At 33.6% G+C, this 12500-nt stretch carries 11 protein-coding genes and 1 pseudogene; 2 read left to right on the top strand and 10 right to left on the bottom strand.

What is annotated here, in order from left to right; translation table 11 throughout:
- The first annotated feature begins 89 nt into the window (after positions 1–89).
- The gene (gene mobF / locus BC008_RS43010) at positions 90–2324 is read left to right on the top strand and encodes a MobF family relaxase (protein ID WP_027843506.1); all 2235 of its coding nucleotides are present in this window, start codon (positions 90–92) and stop codon (positions 2322–2324) included.
- 519 nt (positions 2325–2843) lie between these two features.
- Here mobF and BC008_RS43005 read toward each other — a convergent pair.
- The 10 genes from BC008_RS43005 to BC008_RS42960 form a co-directional block, all read right to left on the bottom strand.
- Complete coding sequence (locus BC008_RS43005) at positions 2844–4043, bottom strand: RNA-guided endonuclease InsQ/TnpB family protein (RefSeq protein WP_027843505.1); 1200 nt, start codon at positions 4041–4043, stop codon at positions 2844–2846.
- A gap of 343 nt (positions 4044–4386) precedes the next feature.
- Positions 4387–4767, bottom strand: a complete 381-nt coding sequence (locus BC008_RS43000; protein ID WP_027843504.1) for a hypothetical protein — start codon at positions 4765–4767, stop codon at positions 4387–4389.
- A 108-nt stretch (positions 4768–4875) separates the two neighbouring features.
- Positions 4876–5763, bottom strand: a complete 888-nt coding sequence (locus BC008_RS42995; RefSeq protein ID WP_058184737.1) for a PD-(D/E)XK nuclease family protein — start codon at positions 5761–5763, stop codon at positions 4876–4878.
- Positions 5764–5825: 62 nt separating this feature from the next.
- The gene (locus BC008_RS42990) at positions 5826–6026 is read right to left on the bottom strand and encodes a hypothetical protein (RefSeq protein WP_036265553.1); all 201 of its coding nucleotides are present in this window, start codon (positions 6024–6026) and stop codon (positions 5826–5828) included.
- Between the two features lie 403 nt (positions 6027–6429).
- A complete protein-coding gene (locus BC008_RS42985; protein WP_058184735.1) occupies positions 6430–7197 on the bottom strand; it encodes a hypothetical protein in 768 nt (255 codons plus the stop codon).
- 45 nt (positions 7198–7242) lie between these two features.
- Positions 7243–7581: a hypothetical protein gene (locus BC008_RS42980; protein WP_027843501.1), complete on the bottom strand. Its 339-nt coding sequence runs from the start codon at positions 7579–7581 to the stop codon at positions 7243–7245.
- 38 nt (positions 7582–7619) lie between these two features.
- Positions 7620–9338, bottom strand: coding sequence for a GumC domain-containing protein (locus BC008_RS42975; protein ID WP_027843500.1), 1719 nt, complete (start codon positions 9336–9338; stop codon positions 7620–7622).
- Positions 9339–9340: 2 nt separating this feature from the next.
- Entirely contained in the window at positions 9341–9754 is a 414-nt protein-coding gene (locus BC008_RS42970) for a hypothetical protein (RefSeq protein ID WP_027843499.1), read from the bottom strand.
- A 34-nt stretch (positions 9755–9788) separates the two neighbouring features.
- Positions 9789–11096: a hypothetical protein gene (locus BC008_RS42965; RefSeq protein WP_027843498.1), complete on the bottom strand. Its 1308-nt coding sequence runs from the start codon at positions 11094–11096 to the stop codon at positions 9789–9791.
- Complete coding sequence (locus BC008_RS42960) at positions 11093–11875, bottom strand: type IV secretory system conjugative DNA transfer family protein (protein WP_058184733.1); 783 nt, start codon at positions 11873–11875, stop codon at positions 11093–11095. Before BC008_RS42960 ends, BC008_RS42965 begins: the two co-directional genes overlap by 4 nt.
- 301 nt (positions 11876–12176) lie before the next feature.
- On the opposite strand from BC008_RS42960, the pseudogene BC008_RS50975 reads away from it, so the two are divergent.
- Positions 12177–12500 (top strand): annotated as a pseudogene (locus tag BC008_RS50975) (hypothetical protein); the annotation flags it as partial.

The raw sequence follows: 12500 nt of genomic DNA, 5'->3' as shown, positions 1-12500 counted from the left end.
GATTTTTTAGTGAGTATTTTTAAAATTATCAACACTAGTAAATTCAAAAATCGATATCAGGAAATCAAGATTAAATTTTTAGTTGTGTGATGCTTACTGCTAAGAATGTTTCTGCAATTAGAGCTTCTGATTACTTTCTTAAAGGACATTCACTCCAAGGCGATTCACGCTGGCATGGCAAAGGCGCTCACATACTAGGATTAAAAGATAAAATCAATAATCAACGACTTTTTAAGAATATTTGCGATGGTATTTCCCCAGATGCAACTAAAAAACTTTCTGCTAGATTTTTAAAATCCACAAACAGACGTGCTGCCACAGATTTTACATTCTCTGCTCCCAAAAGTGTGAGCTTGATGGCTTTAGTTGGTGGAGATGAAAGAATCATCAAAGCTCACCAATTAGCAGTAGAAAAAACTCTCGACTTAATTGAGGAGCGTTATGCATGCGCTAGAGTTACGATCAACGGCGAGCGTCAAATTATCAACACAGGTAACTTAGTGGTTGCAGAATTTGACCACATCGAAAGTCGCGAACAAGATCCACATTTGCACACTCACGCTCTGGTTATGAACATAACCAAATTACCTGATTCTGAGCAATGGTATAGCAACTTCAATGACCAGATTTTCGCTAATAAAAAATTTCTTGGCATGCACTATCAAAATTGCCTCAGCCAAGAAATACAGAAACTCGGTTATTCAGTTGAACCCCTAGAACACGGGCAGTTTGAAATCAGTGGCTTTGACCCACAACATTTAGAATTTTTTTCTAAAAGGCAGCAACAAATACTGACTCGGCTAGGTGACTACTACACCAGGGAGGAGAAAGAGAAAGTTTGGGGATCTACTCGCAAATCTAAGAAAGACGTTCACCAAGAAGATCTAAAAGCCAGGTGGAAAACTGATGCTGATGAACTGAAAATAACTTTCCCAAAATCAAAACCTTCAGATGATATTGCCATTCCATCAACAACCGAACAAGACTTAAAACAAGCTGTTGATGATTGCTCAGAAAGGAGAAATACCTTTACTCAAGAAGACATAGAGAAGAATATTCTTACAAAAACTCCTTCAAAAAATATCTCTCAAGTTCCTAAATTAATTAAATCGAATAACAATTTAATTTGTATATCAGAACAGCATCGTAAATTCACCACACAAACAGGCGTACAGCAAGAGCTTACTGCTATCAAATTAATGCTCTCACGACAAAATAAAGTTAGAAAAATTAATAATAGGAAAGTTGAAAAACATCTTGAACGAAATCACATCACTCAGAACCAAAAACAAGCTTTAGCAAGCACCTTCCAAACAACAGACCAATTCATTGCATGGAAAAATATTCGTGGAAAACGTAAGAGTTCATCACTGCTTGAGTTCAAAAAGATTGCAGCTAAAATCGGATTTCAAGTAACAGCTTTTGCACCTAACTCAAGAGAAAGAAAAGAATTAAGTCAAAATTTAGGTATTAAAGCTAACACAATCAATAGCTTGAAAGGAAATAAATATCAAGAATTTGGTCAGTCTAGGCAGTTCTGGGTTGTAAGCGCTGCTCATTTACTGAGCTCTTCCGATATAATCAGTCTTTTTGAAAATGCCATAGAGCAAAAAGCAAGAGTTTTACTAATTGGAAATAACAAAAAAGTAAGTCAAATATCATTTACTGACAATACTTTTAAGTCTTTACAGTCAGTTGGCTTAAAAACAATAAGTCTCAATCAGCCTTCGAGACTAAATTCACAATCGAAAATTACACCAGATATTACTCAAAACAAAATCCAAGAACTTGAGAAACTTCTAACTATTAATCCCAATACTTCACAAGCGTCAAAAACTACTAATATTGAAAAAGAAAGCCTTATCCATACACAATATAATTCTCAAACTTTTAAATCAACAGATAATGCTCAAAACAAAACCCAAGACTTTGAGGGAATTTCAAATATTGACTTCAATACTGTAATTACCTCAAATACCAGTAAAATTAATGAAGAAAATCTTATTCACACACAATATGATGCAGATTTTCTAAAATCAATTGCAGAAAATATAGAAGAAATTATTAGTACTGCCTTAGAAGATATAGGTGTACTGGACAATAACAACCAAGTATTTGAAACCAATCCATTCACTTTCTACAAACAAGAAGACACATTTTCTATTCAGCGTAATAGTGACAGTATAGAAATATTTAAAAATGGGGAGTTTACCCCAGATACTACTTTAGAAGATTTTGAGAATATCCAAGAATTTACCCTTATTGCTATGGAGCATATCGAAGAATCTCAAAGCGAGAATCTTAACAGGGGTATGAGGCGTTAATGACATCATAAAATATTTTTGAGTAGTCTGGCGCAAATCATTTTTGTGCGCTGCTAATGAGCGAATTTAGTGTTTTTTCGAGTAAATAAGTAGGCAGCGCTGACAAAAATTATTTAGTGAAGTGGAGCGAAGCGAAATGGAACGTGCGACTGACTGCTTTTAGAGTTTTTTTAACTTTTTCATGTATTGAAATAACAATTTATTCTTATTCAAACTATTTGATAATTCAAAATATTGATAAATAAAATCCCAGAATTTAACAATTCTGGGTAGTGGCTTATGTACGTTTTGTATAGTTACTTCCAATTTTACCAACTAAATAGCATTTTTTAATTACAAAAAAAGCGCCTTAAATAAGACGCTTAAGTGCATGAAGTTTATTACCAAAACTGTCAAAAAAAATTATTTTTACTCTTAAATATGTTATTATTATTTAGAATTCATTTTTTGTCAGTTTTACGTCCGTAGTGTACTATATTTATGATATAGTACATTTTTTGCGCTTCAAAATTCTGCATTTCAAGTAGTGATAAATACCTGATTCCTTGGTCTTACCCCAAGTACAGAGTAAGCCCCTAAAAGCTTCTCTGGCTCCTGCCGAGCAATATGCCGCAATAAAATATTGCGCGCTGAGTTTGCATCACGATTAATTTTTATGCCACAACTAGTACAAAAATATTCTCGTTTATAAAGTGGCATTTCCTGTTGACTTCCACAACAAAAACAGGTCTTTGATGTCCCTTTTTCTGATTCTAAATATAAATCTTTTCCTGATAGTTTACATTTGTATTTTAATTGCGTAATAAACTCATACAAACCCCAGTTATTATAAACTGCGCGGTTCAGTTTTTTATTATCAGATTTAGACACCATTTCTCTCTGGGACAAGTCACCTACTATCACAGCACTTTCAGCCAACTTGCAGGCGATTAAATGTGATGCTTTATGTAAACAATCTTTTAGTTTATTCCTCCTTTTGGCTGATACTTTTTGATAGGTTTCACTCAAGAACTTGTACCGTCTTGAGCCTTTCTTACAACGCGATCGCAATGACCGAATTTTATCCAACTGCTTGTTGAACCATCTGTAACCAGTGAACCCTCCTATCTCATAATCTCTACCTGAATCAGTTACTCCCATTGCCAAGGTTTTGATCCCCAGATCGAATGCAACTATACCTCCCTTATTCGATTGTCCTAAAACTTCCTTGTCGTACATAAATGAGCAGTAATATTTCCCGCTGGCATCTCGCGATACTACCACAGACCTATATTCACGAGGTGGCTTCTCTGTTAATATTCCCCTAACTGAATGATATTTTTTGTTCTTGCCTTTCCCACCAGTTGGCAAGATTACCTTATTACCTTTTAATTTGATGTACCTACCCGGATACACCAAACTGAAAAATTTATGCCTGGGTCGAAATCTTGGGAATCCTGGCTTCTCCCCTTTCTTCACCCGACGGAAGAATGCCTGCATCGCCCGATCTAATCGAAAATAAACTTCTGCCAAAAGCATCCCGTAAACATCGTTTAACTCTGGGTCATGCTCCCTGGAAGCTTTTAAACTACGCTTCGCTTCCACAAAGTTCCACTTTTCCCCTGACTTAAGTTTACCTAGCCACCAGTTATATAAGGCGCGAGACTTGCTTTGCATGAACTCTAAGGTTTTTGCATCGTGATCGCTTACCAATATCCTTATTTTTCTGGCAACTAGCATTTAAAACCTCGCTTATTAAAGGTTTATCTAATTCTCAGTTCCATTTATTTAATTTTTCTGTATCTATTTTACACTTGATACAACAAAAATAGTTACTTAAGCTACTAACTATATAGTTGTAATGTCATAAATAAGCTACATCTCTCATACCTTTCTTTTAGATCCTTAATTTGATTCAAGGTGTGATATCCACCTAAACACTATGAAAAGCTAAATAAAGCAAGTGCTATATCTCTTAAGTAGCTTGGATAAAATTAATACAATATCGAATCAAACTCCTGCAAGACACAAAGCGTAATGAATGCTTCTGCTTGATTCAAGCGTCATTCTCAGCTTATTCTTCTCAAAGATCAACTTTTTCTACATTACCAAACGTACCTCTGAGAATTTCCAAATTCCCAAGTTCATCTACTGCGCACGAAACACTACCGTAGTTAAATGCATCTTCTTCTAATTCATCTACAACAAGTTTGAAGCCTTCATTTGAACAGATTCCACCGTCCAAATGCAGATTAATAGTTGGACAAAAATCTCGAGGCTTTTTCCTGCAACCACAAATTAAATCAAAGATATTCGGCTCATACGAGAAGCATTCTGAAACTTCATTGCCTGGATTTCTCACAAATAATGCTTGAGAAGCTATAACCCTTGTCTGCTCAAATCTAAGCAGAGTAAGGGTTTCAACAGTGTGTTGTTTTTCTGTATTGATTTCGATCAGGGTCAAACCAAGATGACATAAGGTTTTCAGCTTTTGCAGTCACAAAATTTGTGAGAAATGCGGGATTGGTACTAAAATTTTTCCCCGAGTAATAACTCTTCCAACCTCTGTACCTTACAAGAGTTCTTTCCATTTCCTAATACCGTCACTTTCTTCTAATTCATACTCACTAGGTAATGCTCCACCAAACAATGGGCAAAGTTTGCACTTGCGAGTATAACAGCTAGTGCAATACTCGTTCTTGATTGGTTCCCATTCCCAGGGATATTTGTAATCAGCAGCAATCTTATCTAAAACTTCTGTATATAATTCCTGGACATCAATTCTAGCTTGGCGACCATACTCCCAGGAAAATTCTTCTACTCCTTCTGGATTAATATAAAAACAAATCAACCTTCCTAGATCCTTGCGATTCAACAGGTAAGCATATATCGCAAGTTGATAGTAGCCAATTACTCTATCGCGACCATTCTTCTTTAATTTGGGAAGCTTGTTAAATTTCCAGTCAACAACATCAACCTTGTCGTCAACCTTATTGAGAAAGTCAATTCTACCAGCCAGCCTAACCTTCAGTTTCTTATACTTAACCGTTGTTTCTACAGAAAATTCAATTTCTTCGGCACTTAAAGGATAATGCTGCTCTTCAATGAAATATTGGTAAAACTGCTTTAAACGTCCCAGACCCAAAAGCAGTAAATCTTTTGGTAGTTTGTAATTTTTTATAACCTGTTGGTATATCAGGAGTAAACGGTCACACCCGATAGTGGCATTATTTTGATATTCAGTTAAAAACCGTTCCACTACTGAATGGGTACAACTTCCGAGTACAAGGTTAATACCACCCTTAATCTTTTTCTGAAAGCAGGCGCTGTCACTGAAAACCTCACTGCGGTAGAAATCTAGCTTGCAGCTGTTGTAGCGCTCCAATGCCGTGGCATTAAGTTGAACTATCTTCGAATAACCTTTGAACGGAGCGTTAACACCAGGAATCAATGAAGACACAGCTTACAGTACAAAAACTATATTTCTATATTACTTTACAGCTTATTTCACATGATTGAACCTTAGGAAGAAGATTTTACTGGTTCAAAATCTTCATCTATTCTTAACCTAGACAAAAAATCTAACTTAAACTTTTCAACATCCTCTAGTTGATCAAATACTTTACCTTTTATATATGGGTTTATGTTATTATCTCGCCAATAAAAATAAACTAATATTCCATATCTCTTATCATTTCTTTGCTCAGGTAAAATTTCAATCATCCTCAATTCAGCCAAATTGATTATTGAATTTCCAATCCTTATAAACTGCATAATTTAAAATTCATTGGAAGCTACTTAGATTGATTATTATTTTTCTTAGTATTAGGAATAACAACTTCAGATTTATTCCAACGTAAGATATAACAAAAATCTTTTGCAGAGGAACAAGCAATAACTTGAGGTAAATTTACACCTACAGTTAGACCAATAAAAACGTAGGTGAAAAAGCTAAAAAGATAAAATAAAATGCCAGAAAAACCTGAACCAACCCAACGACCAATCCAAAATAAAGTTAACTTAAGATTATCAGAGCTATAAAGTTTAATTTGTTTAGATGCAATCTCATTAGCTTTGATATCAATATCTTTTTGAACTTTAATTTGGATAGTACGCTTTTCTTCTTCTATCCTTGATTCAAGGTATTTTCTGAGATTGGCTGCAATGTTTTCAATGATCTGTTCGATTGGGATAGGGAATTTTGAGTCAATTTTTTTCCCACAATCTTAGCAGTAATGATCTCTTCCATGCGTTTCCACTTGTGCTGAAATTCTGGAGTTGCAAAACTCGCAGCCAAATGTTTTAAATATAAACCAGGAGCAGAATCTGCGTCTTCAGAAGCCTTATACTGCATCATCGTTTCAATTATCGCTTTAGAAAGTCCAAAAGAAGATGCGATTTCATCTAGTTCAAGCTCAACGTCAGATGGTGAAGATGAATTAGAAATACCAAAATGATTTGCAATTTCTTCCAGAGATTTATTTTGAACTTTGAATAATTCGCATGCTTCTAAGAAAATATCACATTCTTCCTGGGTATATTCCGACTGTTCAGAGGATAAACCGCAAGCTTCAAAAATTGACAAAGATTCAGCAAGGGAAATATCACCTATACGATTATTAGCAATACTCAATAGTTTATAAACATCATTTTTGGAGTTTTTTTTAGATGATTTTTTAGGCTTTTGAACTTGAGAATCATTAGATATGTTTAATAGTTCAATAATCTCTTTTTCACTTTTATTCTCTCTGATTAATTGCAAGCATCTACGATATAAATCTGCTTGTACTTCTGTATAATCCTGAATCTCATGTAACTTGCATAGTTCAATAATTCTTTTATGTTCTGATTCATTAGAACCAGCAACTTCAATCATTTCTTTAATGTTATACATCTTGCTTGATTCTTTAATATTTTCGACTAAAAACTTGGATTATAATCAACTCTCGCCGATAGTATAATTTCCTTCTTTGATATCTATATCTCCATTTTCACAAACGAAAGTTTCTAGAGTCGCTTTAGAATACAGAGAAATATCTACTTTTTGAGTAGGTGCTCCTTTTAGATCAGAATTATCCAAACCAAATCTATCAATAACATTTTCCAAAATAGTCAAATTCTCTGCATTGAATTTATTGATATTATCTTCTCCATCTACTCCAAAGCGATAGATAGTATTGTTATCAATTCTAATAATTAATCCATCGCGTCTATCGTTATTATCTTCCCCAAAAAGTCTGTGCAATATATTCTCAAATCTGCTATCTCGATCAACCATATCTTCTATAACATGAACCTGAACTACAGAATCAAGAATTACCTACCCATACCCCTGCTTTGTTGCAACTGTTGTTCACTTGCTAAATTCTCATTATGCTCTTGCATAATATTTCTTATGCTGGTAATACCTTCAATATCTTCTTTCGAGGCGTCAGAAGTAAAACTTCCATTAGTAAAAATTTTTATGCTTTCATCTACTGCAAGACTTATAGTAATGGGATTTTCATTAGAAGTGAGATCTATATCAAACTTATAATCGTTGTGCTGATAAGAGTATAGATTATCATCATTAATCTCAATACCATCTTCGTTATATTTAATACGAATCATGCTAGCAACATCCTGTGCTAAAGACATTGCTAAATTATCTTGCTGCTGAGACTGCTCCACTAAATTATCTTGCTGTTGAGGCTGCTCCTGAGCGACTTCATAAACATATTTTTGAGATGCCAATTCTAACTTCTCTATATTTTGTAAATCCTTTTGTGTAGCTTCTTGAGTTACAACACCTTCATCAACTATTGCCTTACCATCAGATTTACGCATCATGGAAATTGAATCTCCTTGAAGACGGAAGTCATAATTCTTAGTACTATAAGCGATTGAATTATCTTCTTGCTTCTTACCAGCGATTTTAAGCATAGTACCAACACTTGCTTCTATTGCTTTCCCTTTAGCTTCTAAGACATTAGAAACGACTGTATTTACAGCTTTCTCTACATTCGTCTCAATAGCTTTTCGTGTATTATCTATCTTATTTGTTACAGCATTAATTCTTTGCTGTACTTGGTTTTTGAAGTTGTCAACTTTTGATTTGACAGCATCAAGTTTTGGCTGAATAAATTGTTTTATTTGATTGAGAATGCCTTGGACAGTTTCTTTTACTTTACGCTCAATATCTCCAACAAAATTTTGTAAAGCTGAGTTTTCAGGATTAATAACAGGGCTAGACTCAACAGTAGACTTGCTATTAATAATATCTTGTGAAGCCTGGACAAGTCTATTAATAACCTCTTGTTGTTTTTGAATTGTCTCTTGGAGATTATTAATAGATTTTAAGGTTTCTTCAGGTTGAACTGTTAATGATTCTCTAGAATTTATTTTTTGTAATTGCTGTTCAAAGGAATTAATCTGGTTATTAATTCTTTGAAAAGAATTAGATATTTCAAGTTCTTTAGAAATAACATTAGGCTCCGTGGATTGTAGCTGAGTTGATTGATTAGATTCCTCAATCATCTCTGGAGATTGAGCTTTTTGGAGATTTTGCTCAATAAGCTCAATAATTTCCACAGTTTGTTCTTGTTGGGTAGATTCTACCTCTACCTGACTTACTTCATCAGATCTCTGAATATTCTCCGCAGACTGAGACTTTTGACTGTCTTGAATCTGACTATCTTGAGATATGCTTTCAGATTGGGTCTGATCAATTAAACTAGATATATTTAATTTATCCCTAGAACGGATTCCATTTGCAACATGATAAACTTCTTTATCATTTGCATCCAAGATACGGACAGAACCTTGTAGTTTGTGAGGAGAATAGAGAGCTGTTTGTAACTTTTCTAAAGATTTAGGAGTAAGTTTATTCTCAAGTGATGAATCGCCAATAATTCCATCAATAACTTTTCTTCTACCAACAAAAACTTTAATATTTTTATCTTTTAAATCACTATCATCAATCCTAGATTTTATGTGATTTAAAATTTTGTTTTCTAGTTTACTATGCTCATTGTTTTTTTCATTAGAGTCAGGCATAATTATTCACCCTTTTCATTTAAATATGTTTTCAAAATAGATTCAATCAAAAAAGATGGATCAACCATTAATTGAGGTAAAATAACACCTCCTAATCTATTGAGTAGGATTTTATTCATAACTTCAATGTAAGCCCATTGGCTATCAATTAAAACGGATATTTTCCTAGAGGTGTTATCAATTTCGGAAATATCATATGTATATAATTTACCGTGTAGTATAAATACACTAGGCTCATCTTTATCCCCATAATAAATTTCAATGGATTCAGGAATATATCCGTCAGGAAAATCAGGTTTTCCCCAAAATTCAGCTGCATTTAAAACATCTATCTTGTGCTCATTAGCAAGAGCAGCAATATCTTTAGGTAACTTGGATATTTGTTTTAGTTCTTTTTGAGAAAATCCTTCAGTCATTTTTTATTCACAAAATAAATTACTAATAAATATTCTACCTTGTAAGTCTCAAAACAGGGCTAGAACTATAGCTTTGTTTCTCATATTCTTCCTCTAAGATATCTTCAATATCTTCATCAATTTCTCCACTAGAATGATTTAAATTCTCTTCGGCAGATAAAGAATTATCAATGATATTTTGTGCATGTTCACACATAATATTCATTTTATTAACATCATCAGCAGATGCTTCTTGTGTAAATTCACTATTCTCAAAGATAACTAATTCACTTTGTTTATTAGTGATAGAAATCTTATCCCCATCATTTTGCAAAAAATGATAATTCTGAGTTTCATAGCTAATAGTAGCGTCATCATTTGTACCATGTTTATTAATGAATTCTTCAATACTATCTTCAATCTCTTTGCCATAGTATTTTGAATCGGGATAATCAATTAAATGCTGTACATATCTTCCTAAAGAATTTACATGCTCTACATCTTCATTAGAAGCTTTTTCAGTAAATTCACCATTTTTAAAAATTATTTCTTCTGTACTTGAATTAAACACATAGATTCCATCTGTTTTTTGCACTAAGCTATAAGACTGAGTATTAAAATATTTCCAATTAAATCTAGTATCTTCTACACCCTTAAGTTCAACAATTTTTTCAATACTAGATTGTATATTCTGCCGTTTCTCTAGCTTTTCTAATATCTTAGAAAAATCTTTTAAATAATTTAAGTCTTCTTCTGATGTGTGTTGAGTTATTTTGCTGTTCTCAAATATTGTTTTCTCTTTATCGTTATTGAAAATAGAAATATTTCCATCATCTTTTATAATCAGATAATTCTCAATTTTATAAGTAATAGTTCCATCATCATTTTTTACACCCTTTAACTCAAGAATTTTATTGATATTTTCTTCTATATCTTCACCATCATATTCTAATTCTTCACAATCATCTAAATTATCAAATATTTCTGTAAAAAATGTTTGTATATTCTTTAAATATTTTGCATCATCATTGGATGCAAATTTGGTTATGTGTCCTCTATCAAAAACTTTCTCCCCATTTGTCTTGTTTATAGCATAAGTTTTATTGCCACTACCGTTGCTCTCTCTAATAAATTTATATTTATCATCTTCATAAATAATAGTTTTCTCATCTTCACTTATTTTACCTTTTACTTCAAGTATTTTATTGATATCTTCTTCTATTTTCTCTCCATCATATGGCAAATAATTTTTATCATTATTACTATTTTTGCGTTTATTTTTAAATAAAGAATCTGCTATAGCTTCGAGTAAGAGAAATAAATCCCTTTGAAGATTTTTTAGTTCATTCTTTTGTTCATTCATAGATTTTCTATAACTTCTAAAGATTTATTAGCAGTTGTATTGTTTGTTTTTTTCTTATTTTTTTGTTTAGAAATAGATTGCTTTGAAGTAGATTGACTAGCTTTTTTCTTGTTACTAGGCGGACGCTTTCCAAAGTTATCAATCTTCTTTAAAGTATCTTGATTAGCTTCTTTTTTAGGTAACAATTCCTCAGCAGCTTTCTCTCTCATAATTAAATCCTCTTCTGTCCGGTCTTGCAGATTTAATTGTTTAATTAATTGTTGCTGAATTTCATACCATTTACTAACACTAGTTTTTTCAGAATCAATATCAACTTTAGGTATTCTTATTTTTTCAAAAAGTGGTAATCCTACAGTTTCTCTATTTCTAAATCCTGGACTAACAATAATTGCTTTACCAGTAGGTAGAGAATTGAACTGGTTTACTTCAAATAAAGTACGAGTACTATTCTGATCTGCTAGAGTTGTGGAACCACCTCCTTGTCCAGAACTACGAGAACGTTGTTTATATTTGATTTCCTCATTTCCTAAAAAATCACTAAAACGTTTTGCTGCCACATCATCTTGAGGGTTGAAAAATGCTTTAGTTGCACACCCACCAAAAATGGCATTTGTAGTCTCCTTTCCATAAGCTTCTTCAAGCTGGGATATATTTTGAAAACCCAGAATTGTAATAAGCCCATCTTCCCTGTTTTGGTTAAGCCAATCAACCAACGCTGGAAGATACAAAGTTGGCAATTCATCAAGGACTAATACCAAAGGTTCAGAACGGAATGGCACTAAGAAAAGCCACAAGCTATGCAAAATAAGCACTATAGCTTTTCAAGCAATTTAATAATTAAAGGATAGTTTAGGAGGTTGTTCTTGATGCAATATCTTCACTTGGGGCCACGAATGGACAGCATGGAGCGATTGATCTGCAGGTTTCCGCTGTGCTAACGCTCCGCTACGCTACGCACCTACGATAAGCGGGGTTATCCATGCCGCAGGCACACTGTAGCGAATGGATGAAACAAGTATGTAAGGACGATGTAAAATTTGTTGTGGGTAGAAAAGCTTACTCGTTCATGAAATACTTTCTTTGATACGAGCAAGCCAACAGATAAATACTACTGTGACACTACGAGTACAAATCCTCAAGAATAAGTTTAATCAAAGTCTGGGATTACCTTTTAAAGAGTTATTACCATCCTCAGCAATCGAGCAAGCACTCGAGGAACTAAAAATAAAATACAAAAAGCGATTATTTGACCCATTCGTAACATTATGGGCATTTTTATCAGGAAAGGCAGAAGTTCGACGGCAGAAGGCAGAAGGACTATGCCGTAGAGCTTCTGGCGACCGGAGGGAGCAAGGGTTTAAGGCCCCCACCAAATTTAAAATTTGGTGGCCTGCAATTGGTAGC

Source organism: Mastigocoleus testarum BC008, assembly GCF_001456025.1.
Taxonomy (GTDB): domain Bacteria; phylum Cyanobacteriota; class Cyanobacteriia; order Cyanobacteriales; family Nostocaceae; genus Mastigocoleus; species Mastigocoleus testarum.
Note: the sequence above shows the minus strand (reverse complement) of the source record. Positions and strands in the feature narration are given on the sequence as shown.